Origin of the sequence: Xanthomonas prunicola, from assembly GCF_025266575.1 — a bacterium.
Lineage (GTDB): Bacteria > Pseudomonadota > Gammaproteobacteria > Xanthomonadales > Xanthomonadaceae > Xanthomonas > Xanthomonas prunicola.
Genome location: NZ_CP096142.1, coordinates 2,394,747 through 2,419,024, shown reverse-complemented (window position 1 = coordinate 2,419,024; position 24,278 = coordinate 2,394,747). Strand labels below are relative to the sequence as shown.

General features: G+C 64.9%; 20 protein-coding genes. 16 read left to right on the top strand and 4 right to left on the bottom strand.

What is annotated here, in order from left to right:
- Positions 1-74: 74 nt before the first annotated feature.
- Genes M0D43_RS10455 through M0D43_RS10440 form a run of 4 tightly spaced genes read left to right on the top strand, consistent with a single transcriptional unit; the run spans position 75 to position 3,919 of the window.
- Positions 75-1,280, top strand: coding sequence for a DesA family fatty acid desaturase (locus M0D43_RS10455; protein ID WP_252165019.1), 1,206 nt, complete (start codon positions 75-77; stop codon positions 1,278-1,280).
- Between the two features lie 18 nt (positions 1,281-1,298).
- On the top strand, positions 1,299-1,664 hold the full coding sequence (locus M0D43_RS10450; RefSeq protein ID WP_252164562.1) for an EF-hand domain-containing protein: 366 nt from the start codon (positions 1,299-1,301) through the stop codon (positions 1,662-1,664).
- Between the two features lie 48 nt (positions 1,665-1,712).
- Entirely contained in the window at positions 1,713-2,450 is a 738-nt protein-coding gene (locus M0D43_RS10445; RefSeq protein WP_252164561.1) for an ATP-binding cassette domain-containing protein, read from the top strand.
- On the top strand, positions 2,447-3,919 hold the full coding sequence (locus M0D43_RS10440; protein WP_260808189.1) for an ABC transporter permease/substrate-binding protein: 1,473 nt from the start codon (positions 2,447-2,449) through the stop codon (positions 3,917-3,919). The genes M0D43_RS10445 and M0D43_RS10440 overlap by 4 nt, the downstream gene beginning before the upstream one ends.
- Positions 3,920-4,097: 178 nt before the next feature.
- Here M0D43_RS10440 and M0D43_RS10435 read toward each other — a convergent pair whose 3' ends face one another.
- Positions 4,098-5,279 (bottom strand): aminotransferase class V-fold PLP-dependent enzyme, encoded by a 1,182-nt coding sequence (locus M0D43_RS10435; RefSeq protein ID WP_260808188.1) that lies wholly within the window; start codon positions 5,277-5,279, stop codon positions 4,098-4,100.
- Between the two features lie 65 nt (positions 5,280-5,344).
- On the opposite strand from M0D43_RS10435, the gene egtB reads away from it, so the two are divergent.
- Positions 5,345-6,634 (top strand): ergothioneine biosynthesis protein EgtB, encoded by a 1,290-nt coding sequence (gene egtB, locus M0D43_RS10430; protein WP_260808259.1) that lies wholly within the window; start codon positions 5,345-5,347, stop codon positions 6,632-6,634.
- Positions 6,631-7,617: an L-histidine N(alpha)-methyltransferase gene (gene egtD, locus M0D43_RS10425; protein ID WP_252164558.1), complete on the top strand. Its 987-nt coding sequence runs from the start codon at positions 6,631-6,633 to the stop codon at positions 7,615-7,617. Before egtB ends, egtD begins: the two co-directional genes overlap by 4 nt.
- Before the next feature lie 47 nt (positions 7,618-7,664).
- On the opposite strand, the gene M0D43_RS10420 is transcribed toward egtD, so the two are convergent.
- The 3 genes from M0D43_RS10420 to M0D43_RS10410 form a co-directional block, all read right to left on the bottom strand.
- Positions 7,665-8,960, bottom strand: a complete 1,296-nt coding sequence (locus M0D43_RS10420) for a type II toxin-antitoxin system HipA family toxin (protein ID WP_260808258.1) — start codon at positions 8,958-8,960, stop codon at positions 7,665-7,667.
- Positions 8,961-8,984: 24 nt separating this feature from the next.
- Positions 8,985-9,245 carry a type II toxin-antitoxin system RelB family anti-toxin gene (locus M0D43_RS10415; protein ID WP_252164556.1) on the bottom strand — a complete coding sequence of 87 codons (261 nt, stop codon included), beginning with the start codon at positions 9,243-9,245 and terminating at the stop codon, positions 8,985-8,987.
- Positions 9,246-9,382: 137 nt separating this feature from the next.
- Complete coding sequence (locus tag M0D43_RS10410) at positions 9,383-13,090, bottom strand: indolepyruvate ferredoxin oxidoreductase family protein (protein WP_252164555.1); 3,708 nt, start codon at positions 13,088-13,090, stop codon at positions 9,383-9,385.
- A gap of 195 nt (positions 13,091-13,285) precedes the next feature.
- Between M0D43_RS10410 and M0D43_RS10405 the strand changes: the two genes are divergently transcribed.
- The 10 genes from M0D43_RS10405 to M0D43_RS10360 all read left to right on the top strand — a co-directional run bounded on the left by M0D43_RS10405 (position 13,286) and on the right by M0D43_RS10360 (position 24,188).
- Positions 13,286-13,921, top strand: coding sequence for a hypothetical protein (locus M0D43_RS10405; RefSeq protein ID WP_101364786.1), 636 nt, complete (start codon positions 13,286-13,288; stop codon positions 13,919-13,921).
- Positions 13,922-14,294: 373 nt separating this feature from the next.
- Positions 14,295-15,212 carry an AEC family transporter gene (locus tag M0D43_RS10400; protein WP_252164554.1) on the top strand — a complete coding sequence of 306 codons (918 nt, stop codon included), beginning with the start codon at positions 14,295-14,297 and terminating at the stop codon, positions 15,210-15,212.
- Positions 15,213-15,563: 351 nt separating this feature from the next.
- Positions 15,564-16,196 (top strand): nucleotide-binding protein, encoded by a 633-nt coding sequence (locus M0D43_RS10395; protein ID WP_260808187.1) that lies wholly within the window; start codon positions 15,564-15,566, stop codon positions 16,194-16,196.
- Between the two features lie 15 nt (positions 16,197-16,211).
- Positions 16,212-16,688, top strand: a complete 477-nt coding sequence (locus tag M0D43_RS10390) for a SixA phosphatase family protein (protein WP_003488452.1) — start codon at positions 16,212-16,214, stop codon at positions 16,686-16,688.
- Positions 16,689-16,691: 3 nt separating this feature from the next.
- Positions 16,692-17,264, top strand: a complete 573-nt coding sequence (locus M0D43_RS10385) for a YceI family protein (RefSeq protein WP_252164552.1) — start codon at positions 16,692-16,694, stop codon at positions 17,262-17,264.
- Entirely contained in the window at positions 17,261-19,282 is a 2,022-nt protein-coding gene (locus M0D43_RS10380; protein WP_252164551.1) for a phospholipase D family protein, read from the top strand. The genes M0D43_RS10385 and M0D43_RS10380 overlap by 4 nt, the downstream gene beginning before the upstream one ends.
- A gap of 296 nt (positions 19,283-19,578) precedes the next feature.
- Positions 19,579-20,007 carry a hotdog fold thioesterase gene (locus M0D43_RS10375; RefSeq protein ID WP_252165017.1) on the top strand — a complete coding sequence of 143 codons (429 nt, stop codon included), beginning with the start codon at positions 19,579-19,581 and terminating at the stop codon, positions 20,005-20,007.
- Positions 20,008-20,028: 21 nt separating this feature from the next.
- Complete coding sequence (locus M0D43_RS10370; RefSeq protein WP_260808186.1) at positions 20,029-20,928, top strand: lysophospholipid acyltransferase family protein; 900 nt, start codon at positions 20,029-20,031, stop codon at positions 20,926-20,928.
- A gap of 59 nt (positions 20,929-20,987) precedes the next feature.
- Positions 20,988-21,974: a YheT family hydrolase gene (locus tag M0D43_RS10365; protein ID WP_260808185.1), complete on the top strand. Its 987-nt coding sequence runs from the start codon at positions 20,988-20,990 to the stop codon at positions 21,972-21,974.
- A 141-nt stretch (positions 21,975-22,115) separates the two neighbouring features.
- Entirely contained in the window at positions 22,116-24,188 is a 2,073-nt protein-coding gene (locus M0D43_RS10360) for a tetratricopeptide repeat protein (protein WP_252164549.1), read from the top strand.
- The last annotated feature ends 90 nt before the right edge of the window (positions 24,189-24,278 follow it).

The following is a 24,278-nucleotide window of genomic DNA, read 5'->3' as shown; positions in this document are numbered from 1 at the left end:
AGGGTGAAGTTTGCCGCGATCGCCCCCATCATGTCTGCATGGACCAACGAGACACCGCCACCGTGGAACTGCCGATGCTGTCCGATCCGATCATCGACTTCCTGACCGCCGGCGTGGCCGGGCTGGGCGTGTGGGGCATGCTGGCGGTGCTGCTGGTGTTCACCCAGCTCACCATCTTTGCGGTGACCTTGTACCTGCATCGTAGCCAGGCGCACCGCGGCGTGGATTTCCATCCGGTGGTGGCGCACTTCTTCCGTTTCTGGACCTGGCTCACCACCTCGATGATCACCCGCGAATGGGTGGCCATCCATCGCAAGCACCACGCCAAGGTGGAGACCGAGGAGGACCCGCACAGCCCGCAGACCAAGGGCATCAGGCAGGTGTTCTGGCGCGGCGTGGAGTTGTATCGCGAGGCCCGTACGCAACGCGCCGATATCGAGCAGTACGGCAAGGGCGCGCCCAGCGACTGGATCGAGCGGCATCTGTACACCCCGCATGCCAACGTCGGCCCGATCGCCTTGCTGGTGATCAATTCCGTGTTGTTCGGGTTGCCGGGCATAGCGCTATGGGCGATCCAGATGGCGTGGATTCCGTTCTGGGCTGCCGGCGTGGTCAATGGTCTGGGCCATTGGTGGGGCTATCGCAATTTCGAATCCGCCGATACCTCCACCAACCTCACCCCGTGGGCGCTGTGGATCGGCGGCGAAGAACTGCACAACAACCATCACGCATTCCCGAGTTCGGCACGGTTTTCGATGCGGCGTTGGGAACTGGATATCGGCTGGATTGCGATTCGCGGGTTGCAGGCCGTGGGTCTGGCCAAGGTACTGCGCGTAGCGCCGTCACTGGATATCCGCCCCAATATCGTCGTGCCCGATGCCGATACGCTGAAGGCGCTGCTGTCGCACCGCTTCCAGGCCATGACCGACTACCAGCGCAACGTGCTCAAGCCGGCCTTGCGCGAGGAAGCCGCCGCCACCGGCGCCAAGCTGCGCGAGTTGTTGCCGCGGCGTTTGCGCAAGGGTCTGGTCGATGACGGGCGCTGGCTCAAGCCGGATGCGCGCGCGCAGTTGCAGGCCTGGGTGGCGCAGCGTCCGCGCATGCGCACCCTGGTCGAGTATCGCGCGCGGCTGACCGCTGTGCTGGAAGCGCGTAGCCATGATGCGTCCGAACGGCTCAGGCAGTTGCAGCAGTGGTGCCACGAGGCCGAAGCCAGCGGTAATGCTGCCCTGCAGGCCTATGCGGCGCGACTCAAAGGGTATGCGCTGAGTGGTGCGTAAAGCGGCGGCAGGTGCGCAATGGTGCGTGCACATGGCGGGTGCGGCGTGACCGTGCGTACGGTACTGATCGCATGTCTTGCATTCCTGCCTGCGGTTGCAGCGCAGGCCCAGGTGCAGGACAGCCAGCAATATCTACAACGCATGGACACCGATGGCGATGGGCGGGTGAGTCTTGACGAGTATCTGGCCTGGATGAGTTATGCCTTCGACCAGCGCGATACCAATCACGATGGTGTGCTGCAAGGCGATGAACTGCCCGGCCGCCGCGGCAAGCCGATCACCCGCGCCGCGCATCGCGCCACCTTGATCGAGCGCTTCGCGCGGCAGGACGCCAATGGCGATGGCTATCTGAGCGCACGCGAATTGCTGGCGCCGCCGCGTTGATGCGCACCTTCGCGCGCGTCTGACGTCGCGTTCTGCAAGCTCACGCGCATGTTCACTCTCGACCAGGTCAGCCGTCGCTACGGCCAGGCCATCGCGCTCGACGCGGTCTCGCTGACTTTCGCCAGCGGCATCACGACGGCGTTGATCGGCCCTAGCGGCGCCGGCAAATCCACCGTGTTGCGCCTGCTGGTCGGGCTGGAGTGGCCGGACAGCGGCACGGTCGCCTTCGACGGCACGCCATTGCAGCGCGCCAACCTGCAGGCGCAGCGTCAACGTATCGGCTACGTGATCCAGGAAGGCGGGTTGTTTCCGCATCTGGACGCGCGCAGCAACGTGACCTTGCTGGCACAGACGCTGGGCTGGACGCGTGAGCGCATCAATGCGCGCCTGGAGACGCTATGCGCATTGTGCCAACTGCCAACGGAGTTGCTGGCGCGCTACCCGGCCGAACTCTCCGGTGGTCAACGCCAGCGTGTCGGCCTGATTCGCGCATTGATGCTGGACCCGCCGGCCTTGTTGCTGGACGAACCGCTCGGCGCGCTCGACCCCATCGTGCGGTACGACCTGCAGGCGCAGATGCGCGAACTGTTTGCGCAGCTGGGCAAGGCCGTGGTGTTGGTGACGCATGACGTCGCCGAAGCTGCTTACCTGGCCGATAGCCTGGTGCTGATGCGCGCCGGCCGCGTTGTGCAGCAAGGCACTGCGCGCGATTTGCTGGAGCAGCCAGCCGATGCGTTCGTGCAGCGCTTCCTCACCGCCCAGCGCAGCATCGGCGATGCCGCATGATGGCGCGTGCGCTCATCGCTGCGGTGTTGCTGATCTGCAGTCTCGGCGCGCAGGCTGCGCAGGTCACCATCGGTTCGAAGAACTTCACCGAAGCGGTGATCTTGGGCGAAATCGCCACTGCCGCCGGCAGGCGTGACGGTGTGGATGTGCAGCACCGCGCACAACTCGGTGGCACGCGCATCCTGTGGCGCGCGCTGGAGACTGGGCAGATAGACGCGTATGCCGAATACACCGGCACGCTGGCACAGGAACTGCTGCAACTACCTAGCGCCAACCAGGCCGAACTGCGCGCCGCACTGGATGCACGCGGGCTGGCGATGACCGACTCGCTCGGCTTCCAGAACACCTATGCTTTCGGCATGCGCGTCGAGCGCGCGCAGGCGCTTGGCATCGCATCGATGTCGGATCTGGCAAGGCATCCATCGCTCAAGATCGGGCTGAGCAACGAATTCATGCAGCGCGCCGATGGCTGGCCGGGCGTGCGCGCCGCCTATGCACTGCCGCAGACCGCGACCGGGCTGGATCACGATCTGGCCTATCGCGCGCTGCAGAGCGGCGCGATCCAGGTCACCGATCTGTACAGCACCGACGCGGAAATTCCGTATTACCAGCTGCAGGTGCTGCGCGACGACCGGCACTATTTCCCCGATTACCAAGCGATTTTTTTATATCGCAAGGATCTGGCGCAACGCTCGCCGGCAATGCTGCAGGCATTGCAGGGGCTGCAAGGACGCATCGATGAAGCCACCATGCAGCGGCTCAACGCACAGGTAAAACTCCAGCGGCAGTCCGAAGCGGCGGTTGCGGCGCACTGGTTGGGCGTCACACCGGCCTCTGAAACGGACTCGCGGGTGACGCGCTTGCTTCGTCATACGCGCGAGCATCTGGCGTTGGTCGGCATTTCGCTGGGGCTGGCATTGCTGCTTGCGCTACCGCTGGGTGTGCTGGCAGCGCGGCGTCCACGTCTGGGGCAAGTCGTATTGTCGTTGACCGGTGTGCTGCAGACGCTACCGTCGCTCGCCGTGTTCGTTTTCATGATTCCGCTGTTCGGCATCGGCGCCAAACCAGCCATTGCCGCGCTGTTTCTATATAGCTTGCTGCCAATCGTGCGCAATACCCATGCTGGGCTGACCTCGATCCCGCGCGAGCTGCGCCAGACCGCGCATGCCATTGGGTTACCGGTGTGGACATGCCTGTGGCGTGTGGAACTGCCGCTGGCACGCCGCACGATTGTGGCCGGCATCCAGACCGCCGCAGTGATCAATGTGGGCACCGCCACGCTGGGCGCGCTGATCGGTGCAGGCGGCTACGGCCAACCGATCCTCACCGGCATCCGCCTGGACGATATCGGTTTGATCCTGGAAGGCGCCATTCCCGCCGCCGTGCTGGCACTGCTGGTGCAGGCGGTGTTCGAAGGACTGGAGCGCTGGGTCACGCCGCGTGGGTTGCGGATTAGCCAGCGACAATGAGGTGCTGTGGGCATGGCTAGCAGATCGCTGTTACCACCAACGATTGCGCGGAATATGGACGGTAGGCGCGGGCTTGCCCGCGATGAAGCTCTACCGGTGATGCCCTGTCGCACGCGCTTTTACGCATGCCGGGCCAACACGTGGCAGATGCACGTCATCCAATGCTAGCGCGCAGCGCTCACCTGCCCGGCAGCGCTGCAATCACCTGTGACAATGCGTCGTCGGTGACGCTCAAATGCGGCGCAATCCGCAGGCGCCCGTGCCGACGTGTGCAGATCACACCGAGCGTGTTGAGTGTTGTCGTCACGGCGTCCAGCGCAGCTGCTGGCGGCTCCAATGCGGTGAGATGCGGCGCGTGTCCCGGCGTGCACCAGCTGCCCAGGCCACGCGCCTGCAAGGCCGTGTCCCACTGGGTGGTCAAGGCGCCCAACGCGGCGGCGATGGGTGCCGGCTGCCACGCATTGATCTGCTGCAATGCCGCCGTGGCCATTGCGATTCGCAACGGGTCGGCAACGCCCCCGGCATCGAATCGCCGGGCTCCGCTGCGATACAGCGGTGCGGCGGCAATCGGGAATTCCCAACTGCTACCCGCATCGCGGCCGATCCAGTGTTCTTCGATCGGCACCCCGGCTGTGCGCCACTGCGGTGCCACCCATAGCCACGCCAATCCCATCGGCCCGAGCAACCATTTGTGCCCGACGCTGACCACGAAATCCGGTTGCCAGCAGGTTAGATCAGGCGGCAACACGCCCAGGCTCTGGCTCAGATCCAGCACCAGCGCAGCCCCGCTGGCGTGCACGGCGGCGCTGATGCGGTTCAGATCCAGCACCCGCCCATCCAGCCAGTACGCATGCGGCAAGCTCGCGATACGCAGTGCAGGGGTGTCGGCGATGGTTTGCAGCACCGCGTCGGTCACACTGCCGTCGGTGCTTGTGGGGACCGCCACAAGATGCGCACCGGCCTCTGCGCAGCGCCGCTGCCAGATCAACAGATTGGAGGGGAATTGTCCCTCCAGCACCAGCACTGCGTCGCCATGCTCCAGCGGCAGGTTACGTGCGGCTGTGGCCAGGCCATGCGCGGCGGATGGCACCATCGCCACCGCTTCGGCATCGCCATCCAATAGCGCGGCGGCAAGCACGCGCAATTGCTCGATCTGCTGCACCCACGCATCGAATGGCAAGCGCCACGGCGCGGCCATCGCATCCACTGCGTGGTGCGCCACAGCTTGTACGGCGCGCAACAATGGACCGCGCGACGCCGCATCCAGATAAGTGACCTCGGCAGGCAGCGCAAATGCGTGATGGCGCTGGGTCCAATCGAGGGGTGCTGGAAGCGTGCTGGACAGAAAAGGCGATGACATGCCAACAGCTTACCGCTGGCTGCCACGCTGCCCACACGGCGCGTTCACGGGCGCTACCCAAGCATATAGCGATGTCTGCACTCTCACCTCTGCTGGGCCACCACCAGCCACAGCAGTTGACGCTGCTGGAACGTTACGCGCAGACCCGCGCGTTGAGCGATCGTCTCGCCGCACCCTTGAGCGCCGAAGACGCGATGGTGCAGAGCATGCCCGATGCGAGTCCCAGCAAATGGCATCTGGCGCATACCACGTGGTTTTTCGAACGCTTCGTATTGCAATCCGATCCGGCGTACCGCGTGTTCGACCCAGCCTGGGATTTCCTGTTCAACAGCTACTACCAAAGCGTCGGCCCGATGCATGCGCGCGCGCGTCGTGGGGTGCTGTCGCGCCCCTCGTTACAGCAGGTGCGCGATTACCGCGCTGCGGTCGATGCGCAGATGCAGCAGCGCCTGCGCGATGGCCTGCTCGATGCGCAGGCTTGCACCATCGTGCAGCTCGGCATCCAGCACGAGCAGCAGCATCAGGAGTTGCTGCTCACCGACATCAAACATGCGTTGTGGAGCAACCCCTTGCAGCCGGCCTATCGCGATGCCGCGTCGCCACCCGCAGCCGTTGCCAGCACGCTGCGCTGGCATGCGCGCGACGAGCAAATCGTCGAGATGGGCGCTGCACCCTGGCCACAGGCCGCTACCTTCGCCTACGACAATGAATCGCCGCGCCACCGCGTGCTGGTCGGCGCGCATGCGTTGGCGAACCGCGTGGTGACGAACGCCGAGTTCCAGCAATTCATCGATGCCGGCGGTTATCGCAGCGCCGGTGCCTGGCTCAGCGATGGCTGGGCGATGGTGCAGGCGCAAGGTTGGCACCATCCCTTGTACTGGGATGCGGCAGGCCGCGAGTTCACGCTGGACGGTTGGCGCGCGCGCGACCCGCATGCACCGGTGTGCCATCTGAGTCTGTTCGAAGCCGATGCATTCGCGCGCTGGGCCGGTGCGCGCTTGCCCACCGAAGCCGAGTGGGAACAGGCCGCGACAGGCGTGTCGGTGCAGGGCAACTTCGTCGACACCGATGCGTTGCATCCGCGCGGGGCTGCAGCAGTGGACACCGGCATCCAGCAGCTGTTCGGCGATGTCTGGGAATGGACCGGCAGCGCGTATCTGCCGTATCCCGGCTTTACCCCCTGGCCCGGATCGCTGGGCGAATACAACGGCAAATTCATGAATGCGCAGTGGGTACTACGCGGCGGCAGTTGCGCCAGCCCGGCTAGCCACCTGCGTGCCAGTTACCGCAACTTCTTCCCCTCCGATGCGCGTTGGCAATTTGCCGGCGTGCGCCTTGCCAAGGATCTGCCTTGAACGTCGCCGCCCATGCCCTGCAACGCGCGCACGCTGCGCTGACCGACCTGCGCCCTCAACCGGACGACATCACTGCCGATGCATTGGCGGGGTTGTCGCAAACGCCCAAGACGCTGCCGTCGAAATATTTCTACGATGCGCGTGGTTCGCAGTTGTTCGAAGCCATTACGCAGCAGCCGGAGTATTACCTCACCAGCACCGAACTCGGTTTGTTGGAGGCCAGCATGACCTCGATCGCGCAAGCGATCGGTGCCAGCGTGCACGTGGTCGAATACGGCAGCGGCAGTGGACGCAAGACCGAATTGCTGTTGCAGGGCCTACGTGATGTGGTGGCCTACACGGCGCTGGAAATCTCGCGGACCGCGCTGTTGGAAAGCACCGCGCGACTGACACAGCAATTTCCGCAGATCCAGATGCTGCCGGTGTGCGCCGACTTCACAAAGCCGCTGCGTCTGCCCGATGCGCAGCGCCCGGCGCGGCGCCACGTGGTGTTCTTCCCCGGCTCCACGTTGGGCAACTTCACTGACGCTGCGGCTATCGAGTTGCTGGATGCGATGCGCCAGACCATGGGTAGTGATGGCTGCGCCCTGATCGGCATCGATCTGGACAAGGACGTGGGGCTGATCGAAGCCGCCTATAACGATGCGGCCGGCGTCACTGCCGAGTTCACCCTGAACCTGCTGGCACGGCTCAACCGCGAGATCGGCAGCAATTTCGATCTGGAAGGATTCCGTCACCACGCGGTGTATGCACGTGAGCGCGGCCGCATCGAAACCTTCCTGATCAGCCAACGCGCGCAGCGCGTGCAGGTCGGCGGCAAGGATGTGGAATTTGCCGACGGCGAAGCGATGCAGGTCGAATACAGCTGCAAGTACACCGACGCGCGCTTTGCCGAACTGGCTGCAGCCGCCGGGCTCAGGGTGACGCATGGCTGGAACGATGCCAAGGATTGGTTCGGGCTGCGCTTGTTGCGGCCGTTGTAAGGTTGCAGCGCGACGTCCGAACAGTCAAAACGCGTGTTCGGTTGCGATTAGCGATCAGATGGCATCTCACGCAGATGCTTGGCCGCTTCTCTCATGCCACTGAAGACAGTATCTGCCAGGGGTACCGGAAACTCTGCTGGAAGCGTGTTTGCGACAAAATCCAATGTGCTTTCCAGCTGTTCCATTAATTCTTCGATCCAGGGTTCGGCACCAGCACGCACCCCACACGCACGTGCAGTGTCGTTCCAATGGCGACGGCGGATATCTTTCAAGCGACGATGCCTATTTTTTCCAACCACGGCCATCGCCAATGCCGCGCGATGTGGATCTAGCTGCTGTGCGCCGCGTCCGAGGACGGGATAAACGGATAAAACGTCGTAGAGCGGCGTCATGCGGAAACGGCCGCCGGGCTCAATCATCAGACTGAAATTCTTGGCGTGTCCGTCAGTTGCGGCGATCAGCCAGAACAGGATCTGCGCCTTGAAGAAGGTTTCACGGTCGGAAGGTTGGCTCGACTGCCTGAGTAACTCCATGATCGCCACGATGCCGGGGCCACCGTCGTTCTCGTACTTTTTCGACGAAGACACACCGAATGCCTGGCACAGGTCTTCCTGGGGAAGGCGCATCCACCACTGTCCGTCCGGCGATAGACGCCGGTCGAAACGTTCCACTATCAGGGCGCGCTGCTCTTGGAACCTTCCCATCGTGGTGACAGCCACGGGAATGCCAAATGCGGCGAGCAGCTGCGCGCGCAGCCATTCGTTTTCCACTGCCTGCATGTCCGCGCGCATGTTGCCGACCAGCCCCAGCGGCAGCTTGAAGATGTGCGTGCTCGGAGTGCTCCCCAGGGGCACGCACCACTGATGCTGATGATGTAATAGCGCAGTTTTTTCCTGAGCGCCTGCCAAGGACAGCCGGAAGTCGTCGTTATCGCCATGCTGGCCGGGCAGCAGCGGCGCGGTGACGCCGCGCAGCACAGCGGCAACCTCGGTATCGCTCAGTGCTCTGCTCTGGATGCTGCGCAAATGCTCGGGTTCGGCATCAATTGCAAGCAACTGGATTGCGCCGACACAATCGCGGCCCACCGCCTGAAGCAGGTCAAATGTGCCGGCCGAGTCGGTTTTGAAACGTTCCCGCATACGACGACGGATGTCCGTGCTATCGGGCAGCAGATTGTCGAAATAATGGGTGACGACATCACCGCGATGCGACTGCCCTTCGGGCAACAATGGAAGTGATAGGGACAGTGGCCGTGCCTGGGGCGAGTGGAGCCATTCGGAGGGGTAGGTCAGCCGCGCTCCGTGCACATCCTCTCGCCAACGAGCGACGCGCAATCCATTCATCCATACGCACAGTTCGGCCACGGCTTACCAAGCCTCTTCGGAGGGATTCGAGGAGCCGTTGTTGCGCAGGTTCAGCGAAACCTCCACGTTCAGAATCGCCCAAACGCGCATCAAGCGTTCGAATGTGGCGGCCTCAGGCTTGCGTTCCAGTGCGCTGACCGCTTGGCGGGTAATGCCCAACTGCTCGGCCAACTGATCCTGGGTCAGGCCTTGCTGCTTGCGCAGCGCCTTGAGCAGAGGACCCAATTGCTGCGTCGTCTGGATGGGGAAAACGGTGATACCCATCGTTGCTGGCGTATTGATCGTCGGATTAGGCAAGCTATGGCTTTCTTTGTGGAAATGCAATCTATAAGTTGCTATTTATAAATGCAATCTATGAATTGCCTATCTAGAGAAATCACGGACTAGCACTTACATCCTGATCAAGCCGTCTGCACCACATGCAACGCCTTCGGATTGCGCCACTGCGCCAGCAGCGCGGTTTCGCGCGCCTTGGCTTCCTGCAGATGCGCATGTTTGACGTGGCCATAGCCGCGAATGTGTTCCGGAATGCTGGCGATCTGCGCGGCCAGGCCGACGTTATCGGTATCCAGCCGTTCCAACAGCATGTCCACCGTCGCACTGTAATCGGCAATCAGCTGGCGCTCGCCACGCCGTTCTTCGCTGTAGCCGAACACGTCGAGCTTGCCGCCACGCAGGAACTTCAACCGCGCCAGCAACTTGAAGGCAGTGAACATCCACGGCCCGTACTCGCGTTTGATCAAATTGCCATGCGCGTCTTTCTTTGCAAGCAACGGCGGCGCCAGATGGAAGCGCAGCGTGTAGTGGCCTTCGAACTGTTGCTGCAACCGGCGCTGGAAGTCGCCCCGCGTATAGAGGCGCGCCACTTCGTACTCGTCCTTGTAGGCCATGAGCTTGAAGGCGTAACGCGCCACCGCCTCGGTAAGTGCGCTACTGCCGGGCACACGCTGCAGCTCGTGTGCGCGCACGCGCTCGACCAGCCTGCGATAACGCTGCGCGTAGGCGGCATCTTGGTACTCGGTCAAGAACGCGATGCGGCGCGCGATGGCTTCGTCTAGCGATTGCGTCAGCTGCTCGTCGTCGAGCGGATCGGCCGGTGCAGCGACAGCGCCATGCAGCGTGCTGCCATCGGTCTGCGCCAGCGCACGCGGTGCGCTTTGGCCGCCAAGGTCGTGCTCTTCCCAGCTGCCCGGGCCATGCGCTTGCGGTGTGTCGCCGCGCAGGTGTGCCGGCGCGTCGTTGCCGGCCAGACCCGCAGCGCGTTGCACCGCCGGCAGATCGATCGCAGCCAGGCGGCCCCAGGCAAATGCCTGCTGATTCATCGCAACGGCCGCGCCATTGAGTTCGATTGCGCGCATCAGCGCCGCATGCGACACCGGCACCAACCCGTGTTGCCAGGCGTAGCCAAGCACGAACAGATTGCTGGCGATGGCATCGCCCAGCAACGCAGTTGCCAGCTGCGTGGCATCCAGCAACAACGGCTCCTGGCCACCGAGCGCGGTGCGTACACCGGCGATGATCTCGGCAGCGGGAAACTGCAGATCCGGTTGCGTGGTGAAGCTGCCCGGCATTGCCTCGTAGGTATTGAGTACGACCTGGGTGCGGCCGTCGCGCACCTTGGACAGCGCCCAATAATCGTTGACCACCACCATGTCGCAACCCAGCACCAAGTCGGCTTCGCCTGCAGCGATGCGCACGGCGTGGATGTCGTCGGGCTGGCGGGCGATGCGGATATGCGTGGTCACCGCGCCGCCCTTTTGCGCCAGGCCGGTTTGGTCCAGCACCGTCGCGCCCTTGCCTTCCAGATGCCCGGCCATGCCCAGCAGCGCACCGATGGTCACTACGCCGGTGCCGCCGACGCCGGTGATCAGGATATTCCAGGGCCGCTCCAGCGATGTGCGCTTGGGCGGCTCGGGAAGCGTGTCCAGCAGCGTACTGGCATCGCGCTTCTTACCCTTGCGCGGTGCGCCGCCATGCACGGTGACAAAGCTCGGGCAAAAGCCAGAGACGCAGGAATAATCCTTGTTGCAGTTGGACTGATCGATCTGGCGCTTGCGCCCGAACTCGGTCTCTTTCGGCAGCACAGACACGCAAAAACTCTTCTCGCCACAATCGCCACAACCTTCGCAGACCAGCGAATTGATCATCACCCGCTTGGGCGGATCGATCAGCTTGCCGCGCTTGCGACGGCGGCGCTTTTCGGTGGCGCAGGTCTGGTCGAAGATCAGGATCGACACGCCTTTGACCGTGCGCAAATGCTGCTGCACCGCATCCAGCTCGCCGCGATCATGAAACGCGACCTCGGCAGGAAACAGGTCGCGTCGCCGCGTCCACTTGCCGATGTCGTCGCTCACTATCGCAATCTCATGGATGCCTTCGGACCGCAGTTGATGCGCGATATCCGGCACCGTGAGCGTGCCGTCTACCGGCTGGCCGCCGGTCATCGCCACCGCATCGTTGTAGAGAATCTTGTAGGTGATGTTGACCCCGGTGGCGACCGATTGCCGAATCGCCAACGAGCCACTGTGGAAGTAGGTGCCGTCGCCCAGATTCTGGAACACATGCGGGGTGTCGGTGAACGGCGCCTGCCCCGACCACGTCACGCCTTCCCCGCCCATGTGGGTGAAGGTGTCGGTGGCGCGATTCATCCAGGTCACCATGTAGTGGCAACCGATACCGCCCAGCGCGCGCGAGCCTTCCGGCACTGCGGTGGAGGTGTTGTGCGGGCAGCCCGAGCAGTAATGCGGCACGCGCGGAAATTGCGCGCGCGGCAGGGCCATTTCCGCTTCCTTGGCATCCATCCAGCGCAGACGCTGCTGGATCGAATCGGTATTGATCGTGCTCGATTGCAGCAGGCGCAGGATGCGCCTGCCGATCACCGCCGCGATGGTGGCCGGCGTCAGCTCGCCGGTGGAGGGCAGGATCCACGCGCCCTGCTCATCGTACTTGCCAACAATGCTCGGCCGCGCGCCGGCGCTGGCCGGCCAGTTGTAGAACAGCTCCTTCATCTGGCGCTCGATGAAGGCCTTTTTCTCTTCCACGACGACGATGTCTTGCAGACCCTGCGCAAACGCGCTGATACCCACCGGTTCCAGCGGCCAGGTCATGCCGACCTTGTACACGCGGATACCGATCTGCGCGCAGGTCTGCGCATCCAGGCCCAGGTATTCCAGCGCCTGCAACACGTCCAGATAGCTCTTGCCGGTGGTCACGATGCCCAGCCGCGCGTGCGGCGAATCCAGCACCACCTTGTCGATGTGGTTTGCGCGCGCGAAGGCCTGCGCCGCGGCAATCGCATACCGGTGCAGGCGCATCTCCTGATCCACCGGCGGGTCTGGCCAACGGATGCTCAAACCGCCTGGCGGCAGTGCGAAATCCTCCGGCAGCACGATCGTGCGTGCGAACGGATGGATGTCCACCGAAGCGGACGATTCCACGGTTTCGGCAATCGTCTTGAAGCCGATCCAGCGCCCGGTGTAGCGGCTCATCGCCCAGCCCAGCAGTCCCATGTCCAGGATGTCCTGCACCCCGGCCGGATTGAGGATAGGCATCATCGCGCTGACGAATTCGTCTTCCGACCCGTGCGGCAAGGTCGAGCTGCGGCAGGCATGGTCGTCGGCGGCCAGCGCCAGCACCCCGCCAAAAGGAGAAGTACCGGCGGCATTGCCGTGTTTGAATACGTCACCGCTGCGGTCCACGCCCGGACCCTTGCCGTACCACATGCCGTACACACCCTGCACCTTTGCGCCGGGGAACAGGTTGGTCTGCTGGGTACCCCACACCATGGTGGCGGCCAGGTCCTCGTTGAGGCCGGGAGTGAAGGTGACCTTGGCCGCGTCCAGGTGCTTGCGCGCACGCCACAGTTCCAGGTCCAGTCCGCCGAGCGGGCTGCCGCGATAGCCACTGATGAAGCCGGCGGTCTGCAGGCCGGCGGCGTCATCGCGCAGGCGCTGCAGCAGCGGCAGCCGCACCAGTGCCTGCACCCCGGAAAGATAGATGCGCCCATCGGTCCGCGTGTACTTGTGGTCCAGCGTGTAATCCGCATCCACCTGGCCGAGCTCCGGCGTGTTGGCAGAGTCGGGAGAAGAAAGTGCAGCGGTACTGGTCATGGCGTGCCCGAAAAGGGTGGCTGGGCCCCGGTGCGTGTCATCTGAAACTATCTGACGCACCCGACGGATTCCAAAACGGCGGCACAAAGTGTAACAGTCAGTTTTCACGCACCTGCCCCTGTGCGGATGCGCAGCCGACGCGCTGCGGGTAGGATGGGGACGGGAAGGGGTCGTTTGCTGTCAGGGGAAAACACAGTGAAAAGGAAATACGCGTGGGCCGCTCTGGCCCTGCTGGGAGGGGTGTGGTCGTTGGCGCAGGCGCAGAGTCTGCCCAAGCCCAAAGAGTTCTATTTCGACGAAGACCGCAGCACAACCAAGGCCGTGGTCGCCGTACAAGGCCAGGGCGATGCAGTTGTCGACCGGCTTGCGGCGATGGTGCAGCGTGATGCCCGTGCGGCCGATCCGCGTGCGCAGTTGGCGTCGCTGGCCTACGCCGGTGGGCGCACGCAGTTAGGCGATGAGCTCTATCAGGGCGCGCTGGCGCTGGTGTCCAACGGCAGCCAGCAATACCGCGCCATCACCTGGAACTACGGATGGGATCTGCTGCGTGCCGATCAGCCCGACAAGGCGCTGCAGCAATGGGCCAACCTGGCCAACGGCCGCCCGGCCACGCCGGAATGGTTGCCGACGACGGCTGCACTCGCGCTCTGGCGCGCAGGGCGCAAGCAAGAGGCGGTCGAGTGGTATGCGGCAGCCGTGCGCACCTGGCCGGACCGTTGGAGCAGCACCGCCAGCTACGCCAGCCTGTTGCCGGAATGGCGGGAGGCCGAGCGCGCCACCCTGGCCGAGGTCTTTGCGGCCTGGCAGGCCAAGCCGCCGGCGTTTCCGTAAACGCCAGGCCGCGCTGCGGGGATTTCCTGCAGCGCGGGTCGTGTACTGGGTCGACGCTGGGCCGGGCATGTTTGCCGATTAACCAGGTGCGATCTGGTGCGTCGGCCTGCCGCTGACTTGAGACGAGGACGCGTAACGTCGATTCCGCTGGCTCAGTGAAAGGCTGATCAGGTCTGTGCCGGATCGCATCACGGCTGAGAACGTTGGCTTGCTGACGTTGCGAGGTCGCTGTGTGAGATGCCGTAATTGAGGCTTCGCAGTGATCGGAGCTTGGTGGCGTGCGCCTCGCACCAACCACGCCAACGCATCCTTCGATGCGCGCTCCGCGCGCCATGCGATCCTGTGCATCGCTTTCCAACGGACACGATCGCGCATGGCGGTAGATGCATTTGCCTTGATTCTGGCGATGTTGGGGCTGGGCCTGCTGTTCGCCCGCCTGCGGGTGTTGCCGGACAACAGCGCCGATGTGCTCAACCGTCTCGTGCTCCACATCTGCCTGCCGGCGTCGGTGCTGACCTATGTTCCGCGCCTGCACCTGGATGCCTCGCTGGGCGGGGTGATTGCAACGCCGTGGTTGCTCACCGCCATCATCGTGCCGTTGCTGTGGGGCAGCAGCCGCCTGCTGCGCTTCGGCCGCGCCGAATACGCCGCGCTGCTGATGTGCGTGGTGTTCACCAATTCCAGCTTTATCGGCTTCCCCATGGTGCGCGCACTGATCGGCGATCACGCGCTGCCGTATGCAGTGGTCTACGACCAGTTCGGCACTTTCGTGCTGCTGTCCACGTTCGGGCTGTACGTGCTGGCCCGGTATAGTGGCGATACCCCGCCGACTGGGCGGCTGATCCTGCTGCGGGTGCTGCAGTTTCCGCCGTTGTGGGCGCTGCTGTTCGCCTTGACACTGATGCCCGAGCAACCGCCGAACTGGATCGGCTCCGGCCTCAGGAACCTTTCCGATGCGATGTTGCCGCTGGTGATGCTGTCGGTGGGTTTTTCGCTGCAGCTGCGCCTGCCTGCCGACGAACTCAAGCCGCTGGCCGTGGGCCTGGTGTTCAAGCTGGTGCTGATGCCGGTCCTGGCCTTACCGCTGTCCTGGGTGCTTGGCCTGCACGGGCAGATGCTGCAGACCAATGTGCTCGAATCGGCAATGCCCACCATGATTACCGCTGCGGCGCTGGCCATTTCGCACCGCCTGGCGCCACGTCTGGCTGCAGCAATGGTTGGCTACAGCATTCTGTTGTCGTTGCTGACGCTGCCTGCGTGGGCCTGGCTGCTGGCGCGATTGGTAGCGTAAGGCCTCCGCTAGCGCCAGCAGGCCGGCAGCAGCAGTGCTGCCTGCATGCGCTTGCGCCCGGTCGCTCGGGCCCATGCCAAGGTCCAATGTCGCTGCCATGCTGCATTGCGACGAGGCCACTGCTCATGCAATGCACACCTGCATCGGGGCAACACGTGCAGATGATCTTGCGCTGGGTGAGAAGTGTGCAGCCATTGCCGCCCTCACTTGCGGCGCAAGGCGTTTGCATCCATCGGCTGGAGGTCTGCGCTGTCTTTGCCTGTACGGCATCAACGCGTTTAACGCGTTTCGACTACTTCCTCACCTTGCCGCGGTGTACGCTGCCGGCCTGCTCCCGGAAGCGAGGCGTGCATGAAGACAGTCCTGGTGGCCGCCTCCAAAGGCGGCGTCGGCAAGACCACGATCGCCACCAACCTGGCCGCACATGCGGCGTTGCAAGGCCAGCGCACGGTGCTGGCAGATGCCGATCCGCAAGGCTCGTCGACCCGCTGGGCGGAGCGCCGCGCCAGCCTGGAAAGTGCGGTACTGCCGATTGACGCCACCAAGCGCCGCAGCTGGCAGGCGGCCGTGCCGGATGGCACCGACACCTTGATCATCGACGCGCCGGCCGGAGCGATGGCCGACGACCTGGGCGGATTCCTTGATCACGTCGATGCCATCGTGGTGCCGGTGTTGTCCTCGGCGCTGGATATCGAAGCGGTGGTCGGCTTTCTCAACACGCTGGCCAAGGTGCCACGCGTGCACCAGCGCAAACTGCCGGTGGGCTTGGTGCTCAATCGTGCTCGTCCCTGGACCCAGACCTCGCAACAGGCCGCCGACATGATCGGCAGCTGGCCGTACCCGCTGGTGACCCAACTGCGCGACACCCAGGCCTATGTGGTGATGGCCGGGCTGGGACGCAGCTTGTTCGACTACCGCTCGGCGCAAGTGCGCGACCATCAACGGGACTGGGAGCCGCTGTTCAAGTGGCTCAAGAAGTCCTAGAACCGGGAAGTTCCTATGCGCGAATTGATCTTGTTGCGACACGCCCATGCCGAACCGGCCGATACCGGCCAGGCCGATTTCGATCGCCCGCTGTCGCCGCACGGCATCGCCGAGGCCGAAGCGGCAGGGCGCTGGCTGCGCGAGCAACGGCTGGTGCCTGACCGGGTGCTGTGCTCGCCGGCCCGGCGCGCCCGCGAAACCCTCGAAGCGGTGCTCGAGCTCACCGGCTATATCGAACAACGACTGGACGAACGCATCTACGAGGCCACGCCGGGCACTCTGGCCAGCCTGGTGGATGAACATCGCGAGGCCGAGCGCCTGCTGCTGGTCGGCCACAACCCTGGTCTGGAACGGCTGGCGGCGTTGATGCACAGCGGCCAGACCGGCGATTACCGTGGCATGCCCACCGCGTCAATTGCGTTGCTGGCCCTGCCACTGGACGCCACCATCGAGCCGGGTATCGCCCGCCTGACCGCCTTCTGGTGGCCCTGATCCGTGTCATCGTCGCTGCGCTGGTTCGCCTGGCTCGCACTCTGGGTCACCTTGCCCTGTCTGGCGCAGCAGAAGATGCATTCCATCGACCCGGCGCAATCGCGTTTCGGGTTCGAGATCAAAACCCGCTTCGGGATGAAGATCGAGGGGTTTTTCCCGCGTTTTCGTGGTGAAGTGGTGGAACTGCCAGACAAACGCCAGCAGGTACGATTTCGGCTGGACGCCACCCAGGTGGAGATCCCGGGCAAGGACCGCTACACCGGCTGGATGCGGGGTGAGGATTTCTTCGATGTGGCGCGCTATCCGGTGGTGGAGTTCGAGTCGCTGCCTTACACCGAGGAGGTGATCAATGGCGGGGGAGACATCACCGGCAACCTGACCATCCGCGGAATCACCCATACCGAGACCCTGCATGTGGTCCCGGCCGAATGCACCCGGCCGGGCTATGATTGCGACGTGATCAGTCGAGGTACGGTCCTGCGTGGACGTTACGGAATGAATGCGTGGCAGATGGCCCTGGGCGACAGGGTGACATTCGTTCTGCGTGGGCGCTTGCAGGAGGCGCGGCGCCCGTGAAGTGCCTGTTGAGGGTTCTCGTGCTGGCAACGTTGTTGCTCGGCACCGGATGCGCCAGCCTGTCGCAAACCGAGCGCAACCGTGCTGCCGGCGTCGCCGCTGCGGCACGCAGCACTGTGGTGAATTGCACGCAGGCCAATCGCTGCGCGCAGCCTTCGCCGTTACGCGCGCTGGGCGGTGAGGCGATCACTGCCTCCACACCGGCAGCGCCGCGGCATTACGCCACCATCGTCGACCATGGCGAAGAATCGCTGGTGGCCCGGCTCAATCTGATCCGCAGCGCCACCCGCAGCGTCGACCTGCAGACCTACATCTTCGACAAGGACGACAGCGCGCGCATGATCATGGACGCGCTGATGGATGCCGCGCAACGCGGCGTCAAGGTGCGCATCCTGATCGATCAGCTGTCGGCGATCGCCGATCTGCAGATTCTCGGTGCGCTGGCCAGCAGCCACGAAAACCTGCAGCTGCGCATCTACAACCCGACCTTCGGCAAGGTCAAACTCAACTACTTCGACTATGCCGGCAGCATTCTGTGCTGCTTCCGCCGCTTCAATCAGCGCATGCACAACAAGCTGCTGGTGGTGGACGACGTGCTCGGTGTGGTCGGCGGGCGCAATTACCAGGACGACTATTACGACTGGGACAGCGAGTACAACTTTCGCGACCGCGATGTGATTCTGGCCGGCCCGGAAGTCCGTGCGATGGCCGCTAATTTCGATGCGTTCTGGCGTGCCCGGCGCAGTGTGCCGGCCGAGCGTTTGAACGATGTCGGGCGCGTGCTGCTGGAGCAGGGCGTACCGCAGATGCCGCCGGCGAACTTCCGCCGGCCCGACCGGGTGGCGCGGGTGGATCGCGAAGCGCGCGACCCGCAGTTCGTGCGCGATGCCTTCGTGACCCCGGCCATGCCGGTGCAGCGCGTGCTGTATGTCGCCGATCTGCCGCAAAAACACCGCAGGGAACATGCCGCCAAGGCGGTTTCCACGGCGCCGGAACTGGATGGCCTGATTGCCGGCGCGCAGCAGGAAGTGTTGCTGCAAACGCCGTATCTGGTGTTGTCCGACCAGGCGCAGGCGATCTTCCGCACGTTGCGCACACACCCGCAGCCGCCGCGCATCGTGGTGTCGACCAACAGCCTGGCCGCCACCGACAATCCCATCGTGTATGCGCTGTCGTACAAGTTCAAACGCCGCAACATGCGCGAGCTGGGCTTCAACGTGTACGAATTCAAGCCATTCCCGCTGGATGCCCCGGTGGAGTACGCCAACCTGGTGCCGGATCCACTCAACCCTGCTTCCGAAATCAACGAAGACAGCCGCAACAATCGCCTGATCGGCGGCAGTGCGGCTGGCAACGCGATGCGCGGCAGCAGCGGTGCAGAGGGGAACACAAGCGCCAGTGCTGGCAGCGTGTTACGCGGCAGCAGTGGCCGTGGTCGTGCACCGGGCGGCAGCGAGGTCGACCGGCGCGTGTTGCGTACCGAAACGCGGCCTTCGTTCCTGGGCACGCGCGCGGTCAACAAGCCGCTGCCGGTGACACGCGCCGGTGCACGCATGGGGTTGCATGCCAAGTCGCTGGTGGTGGATCGCCGCATCGGCGTGATCGGCACGCACAACTTCGACCCGCGCAGCGAGAACTACAACACCGAAGCGGCCGTGGTGATCGACGACGCGCGCTTTGCGCAGGCGCTGGCCGCCAGCATCGAACGCGATATGGCTCCGGAAAATGCCTGGACGGTGGCTCCGCGCGAAAAGCCGCCGATGCTGAGCGGGTTGAACTACAGCGTGGGCAAGGTCTCTGAGGCCTTGCCGGTGCTGGACTTCTGGCCATGGCGCTACGCCACCAATTACCAGTTCCAGCCCGGCCCGGATTGCCCATTCCCGCTCAAGCGACAGGACCCGCAGTTCCGCCAGTGCTACGTGGCAGTAGGGGACTTCCCGGAGGTCAATGTCGGCCCGAAGTGGTTGCTGGTGCGCATGCTGACCGCTTTCGGTGCCGGGCTGGTGCCGATTCTTTGATCGGATGACGCGTTGCAGTGATGAAGACGAGTCGATGCAAGATGTTGCGCTGTATTGGCGGTAGATCGCCGTAGATGTGCGCGGGTTGCTAAGCATCGCACGCAAAAGTGGGAGCGTGAGAGGCTGCACCCGTAGCAGGCTGATGTGTTGGACGCATTCGCAGCATCTCTGACTGCTTATTGGCAGCCAGCCGTACTGCAATGTTGCATCGCACGCCAGGCACCTGGATGCTCTTGCGATTCCCGATTCCCGATTCCCGATTCCCGATTCCCGATTCCATGCCCATGCCCATGCCCATGCCCTTCCGCGAACCCGTCGACCTAGCCGCCCTCAACGCCGCCAGCCGTGACACCTTGATCGAACATCTCGGCATCGTGTTTACCGAAGCCGGTGACGATTGGCTACGCGCGACCATGCCGGTGGATGCGCGTACCAAGCAGCCCTATGGCCTGTTGCACGGTGGCGCCTCGGTGGTGCTGGCCGAAACGTTGGGCAGCAGCGCCGGCAACCTGTGCGTGGATATGACGGCCCAGATGTGCGTGGGGTTGGAGATCAATGCCAATCACCTGCGCGCTGCCACGCAGGGACTGGTGACCGGGACCGCGCACGCGGTGCACGTGGGGCGCAGCACGCATGTCTGGGACATCATCATCGAAAACCCGGCGGGCAAACGCGTTTGCGTGTCGCGGTTGACCCTGGCGGTCGTTGCGCGTGGCAATGGCTGAGCTCGCCCGGCAGTGGCATGCATGGAACAGCGTTGCCCGCTACCGGCACTGCGCGGCAGCCACGCTGCTGTCACAATGGTCGCGCTTCCTTCCCCCGTTACCGGTTCCGTTCGTCGAATGAGCGAGTCATCCCTGGACGCCACGCGCGAGGCTGGCGGCGCGCTGCGTTTGCTGCGTTACCTGTATCGGGTGCCGTTGTTGTTGCTGCATCTGTGCCTGTGCCTGCCGGTCACCATGCTGTGCGTGGTGGCGCCGCCGCTGGCGCGGATCCGTACCGGCCCGGCGGACACCCTGGACGAGCTGATGATCCGCTGGTGGCAGGGCAACCTGATGCGCATCTTCGGCTTCCGGCTACGCCGCTTCGGTACGCCGCTGCCGGGCGCGACCCTGTTCGTGGCCAACCACGTCAGCTGGGTGGACATTTCCATGCTGCACAGCCAGCAGGTGATGGGGTTTGTGGCCAAGCGCGAAATCGCCGGCTGGCCGCTGGTGGGCTGGTTGGCGACCAAGGGCCAGACCATCTTCCATCAGCGCGGCAATACCGAATCGCTGGGCGGAGTGCTGCAGGAAATGCTGCTGCGCCTGCAAAGCGGCAAGCCGGTCGGTGTTTTCCCGGAAGGGCGCACCCGCGGCGGCACCGAGGTCGGCCCGTTCCATGCGCGCATCTTCCAGGCGGCGGTGGAAGCCGGGGTGCCGGTACAGCCTGTGGCGCTGCGTTATGGCGTGCGTGGCAATGCGCAGGCGGTGGTGGCGTTCGGTGAGCGCGAGAGTTTCTTCGCCAATATCGTGCGCCTGCTGGGCGAGCCGTCACGGCTGGCAGAAGTGCATTTTCTCGAACCGATTCGCGCGCTGGACAGCGAAGGCCGTCGCCGACTGGCCGATACCTCGCGCCAACGGATCGTTGCAGCGATGGAGTCCTAGTTGACGATGCGCACGCACCTCTCCCCTGCGGCCAGCCGCGACGCCGGTGCGACGCACGCATGAACGCCTCCGACTATCTCCCGCCGCGCTGGCTACGCAACCCGCATGTGCAATCGGTGCTGGGTAGCAGCGCCTTGCGGCGCATCCGCAGCCGCCAGTTGCTCGCCGCCAGCGGCGCAGTCACCAGCGAACACATTCTCGATGGCGGCGACGGTGTGCGCCTTCAGGGCTGGATGAGCATCCCGCCCGGCGATGCGCCGCCGCGCGGCACCGTGCTGTTGCTGCATGGCTGGGAGGGCAGCGCCGATTCCAATTACATGCGCCTGACCGCCGCGCGCCTGCTTGGCCTGGGCTACCAAGTGTTCCGGCTGAACTTCCGCGACCACGGCGGCACCCACCATCTCAATGTGGACCTGTTCCACTCCGATCGCATCGAAGAAGTGGTCAATGCCGCAGGCGATCTGTGGCGGCGGTTTCCTGCGCCGCAGTTGCTGGTCGCAGGGTATTCGCTGGGCGGCAATTTCGCGCTGCGGCTGGCGCTGCGTGCGCCCGCCGCCGGCCTGCCGCTGGCGCGCGTGGCGGCGGTGTGTCCGTTGCTGGACCCGGCCGCCACCATGACGCAATTGGAAAAAGGCCCGCAGTTCTACGACTGGTATTTCCGCCGTAAATGGCGCGAATCGCTGCTGCGCAAGCGTCAGTTGTTCCCCGACCAGCACGGCTACGACGACGCCACCCTGGCGCTTGACATGCGCGGTCTGATGGCCTGGCTGGCGGTCAAACACACCGGGCATGGCTCGCTGGAAGCGTATTTCGACAGCTATTCGATCGCCGGCGAACGCCTGGCCAACCTGCAGGTGCCGGTCGACATCCTGATGGCCGAAGACGACCCTGTGATTCCATTCGCCGATTTCGCTGCCTGGCAGTTGCCGGCGCATGCGCAGCTGGAAATCGCGCGCTGGGGCGGCCACTGCGGCTTTCTGGAAAACGCCCGCGGCGACGGCTTTGCCGAACGCTGGGTGGCCGAGCGGCTGACGGCACACGCCTAAGGCGCATCGCATTGCGATGCGATGCGTACGAAGCGGACGCCGACGCGAGTCACGACGCCTGCGGTTGCGGATGCGTCGCGCACGGTCGGCGCCGCATCGCGCATCGTTACAATAGCGGTTTGTCCGGGACGCACCGCCGCCATGCAAGACGCCATTCTTCAAGCCCTGCGCCGCAACGCGGCCGACGATGCGGTGGCGCTGGCCCGCGAGTGGGCAACTTCCGCGCCCGACGACGTCGCCGCGCACCGCTGGCTGGCGGTTGCGCTGCAGCAGCAAGGGCAGCCCGCGCTGGCGCTGGACAGCATCGACACCGCGCTGATGCTGACGCCCGAAGATGCCGACCTGCATCTGCTGCGCGCCGGCGCGTTGCTGGCCACACGCGATCTGTCTGCCGCCGATGCGGCGCTGTCGCGCACTACCGCGCTGGATCCGAATCAGTTCAACGCTTACGTGATGCAGGCGCATCTGGCGGTGGCACGTGGCGATCTGGACGAGGCCGAGCGGCTCAGCCGCACCGCCGCGCGCTTGGCGCCGGAGCATCCGCAATTGCTGGCGGTCGATGGCGTGGTGGAGATGCGCCGTGGTCAAAGCGACCGCGCGCTGTCGCTGCTTACCCGCGCAGCCGAGCAACTGCCCGACGATGCACGCGTGCTGTTTTCGCTGGGCTTTGCGTATCTGCAGAAGGAGCATTTTGCGTTCGCCGAGCGTGCCTTCGAGCGCGTGATCGAGCTCAATCCGCCCGGCACCGCGCTGCGCGCCTTCATCGCCCAGCTGGCCCAGCGCCAGGGCCGTCTGGACGACGCGCTGGCGGCGATGCAAGGCGTGCTCGACCAGCCCGGCGGCGACCTGCCGGCCATGCGCCGGCTCGCCGGCGAGATGGAGTTACAGGCCGGTCGGCCCGATCAGGCCGCCGCGCATCTGCGCCTGGCGCTGGCGCACTGGCCGGCCGATCGCCGCACGCTGCACGCGCTGCTCACCGCCTGGGAGCGCCTGGGCGCGGTGGACGATGCGCGCGACACCCTGGATGCGGCGCTGGCCACGTCGGCCACTGCGCACGACCTGTGGCTGGCCCGCTTGGCGGTGGAGCCGGTCGGTGGGCCGCAGGCACAGGCCGTGATCGAGCGCTGGCTGCTGGCCATGCCTGAGCACCTGCCGGCGCTGGAAGCGCTGATGCGCGTGCACGACATGCAGGGCCATGCCGACGACGCGGAGATGGTGGCGCGCCAGATCGTGGCGGTGGAACCGGGCCGCATCAGCGGCGAGCAGCGCATTGTCGAAGCCTTGCTGGAACGCGACCCGCCAGCGGCGATCGCCTGTGTCGAATCGTTGATCGAATCGCTGCCGGCGCCACAGCAGACCGTGCTGCGGCCGTGGCTGGGCAATGTGCAAGACCGCGCCGGCCAGCCCGATGCCGCCGTGGGCACCTGGATGCAGTTCCACCGCGAGCAAGCCCAGCACCGGTTGCCGTTGCCGCCGCAGGCAGCCAAACAGCCGACGCAGTGGCCCGCGCTGGGTAGCATTCCCGACACGGTCACCGCGCGCCCGCTGTTCGTGTGGGGCACGCCCGGCTCGCATGTCGAACGCCTGATCGCGGTGATGGACGCAGCCACCCCACTGGTGCGCGGCGACCGTTACGGCACCACGCCGCCGTCGGATGCGCTGCAGAGCTACCGCGCGCTCGAACAGTTGGCCTCCGGCGAACTGGCACCGACCGCGCTGGTGGAAGGGTGGAAGGCGCAACTGCCGCGCCGCGGCATCGACGATGGCAATGTCATCGACTGGCTGCTGTGGTGGGACAACACCTTGTTGACCGCGCTGCGCCCGCACCTGCCTGAGGGGCGGCTGGCGATCGCATTGCGTGACCCGCGCGACATGCTGCTGGACTGGCTGTCGGCCGGTGCGTCCGCGCCGCTGGCACTGCAGTCACCACAGCAGGCCACTGACTGGCTGCTGATCGCACTGGAACAGCTGGCCGTGCTGCACGAACGCGATCTGTACCCGCACCGGATCATCCGGCTGGACGGTATCGAGAACGACCCGCAGGGCATTTCCACTGCCCTGGAACAGGCGTTCGGGCTGAGCTTCCCGCTGGTCGCGCCACGCGGCCCGGCGCGGTTGGCCTCCGGCCGCTGGCGCAATTACCGCGGCGTGCTCGGCCCGCAGTTCGACCTGCTCACGCTGATCGCCGTGCGCTTCGGTTACCCGCAGGACTGAGGCGCGATCAGAGTGGTCGCGCTCACCGCCAGGGTGGGTGTGGCCGCAGTGTCGTGTGGTCGCATTGGTTGCAGGCGCAGTGTGCGGCAA

What these genes read in the sequence shown, in the direction of transcription:
- M0D43_RS10450 (WP_252164562.1), top strand. Translation starts at nt 1,299, where the DNA reads ATGGTGCGTGCACATGGCGGGTGCGGCGTGACCGTGCGTACGGTACTG.
- M0D43_RS10435 (WP_260808188.1), bottom strand. Translation starts at nt 5,279, where the DNA reads ATGTCATCGCCTTTTCTGTCCAGCACGCTTCCAGCACCCCTCGATTGG.
- M0D43_RS10420 (WP_260808258.1), bottom strand. Translation starts at nt 8,960, where the DNA reads ATGAATGGATTGCGCGTCGCTCGTTGGCGAGAGGATGTGCACGGAGCG.
- M0D43_RS10365 (WP_260808185.1), top strand. Translation starts at nt 20,988, where the DNA reads ATGAACGCCTCCGACTATCTCCCGCCGCGCTGGCTACGCAACCCGCAT.
- M0D43_RS10415 (WP_252164556.1), bottom strand. Translation starts at nt 9,245, where the DNA reads ATGGGTATCACCGTTTTCCCCATCCAGACGACGCAGCAATTGGGTCCT.
- M0D43_RS10390 (WP_003488452.1), top strand. Translation starts at nt 16,212, where the DNA reads ATGCGCGAATTGATCTTGTTGCGACACGCCCATGCCGAACCGGCCGAT.
- M0D43_RS10375 (WP_252165017.1), top strand. Translation starts at nt 19,579, where the DNA reads ATGCCCTTCCGCGAACCCGTCGACCTAGCCGCCCTCAACGCCGCCAGC.
- M0D43_RS10440 (WP_260808189.1), top strand. Translation starts at nt 2,447, where the DNA reads ATGATGGCGCGTGCGCTCATCGCTGCGGTGTTGCTGATCTGCAGTCTC.
- M0D43_RS10370 (WP_260808186.1), top strand. Translation starts at nt 20,029, where the DNA reads ATGGAACAGCGTTGCCCGCTACCGGCACTGCGCGGCAGCCACGCTGCT.
- M0D43_RS10455 (WP_252165019.1), top strand. Translation starts at nt 75, where the DNA reads ATGCTGTCCGATCCGATCATCGACTTCCTGACCGCCGGCGTGGCCGGG.
- M0D43_RS10395 (WP_260808187.1), top strand. Translation starts at nt 15,564, where the DNA reads ATGAAGACAGTCCTGGTGGCCGCCTCCAAAGGCGGCGTCGGCAAGACC.
- M0D43_RS10410 (WP_252164555.1), bottom strand. Translation starts at nt 13,090, where the DNA reads ATGACCAGTACCGCTGCACTTTCTTCTCCCGACTCTGCCAACACGCCG.
- M0D43_RS10360 (WP_252164549.1), top strand. Translation starts at nt 22,116, where the DNA reads ATGCAAGACGCCATTCTTCAAGCCCTGCGCCGCAACGCGGCCGACGAT.
- M0D43_RS10400 (WP_252164554.1), top strand. Translation starts at nt 14,295, where the DNA reads ATGGCGGTAGATGCATTTGCCTTGATTCTGGCGATGTTGGGGCTGGGC.
- M0D43_RS10445 (WP_252164561.1), top strand. Translation starts at nt 1,713, where the DNA reads ATGTTCACTCTCGACCAGGTCAGCCGTCGCTACGGCCAGGCCATCGCG.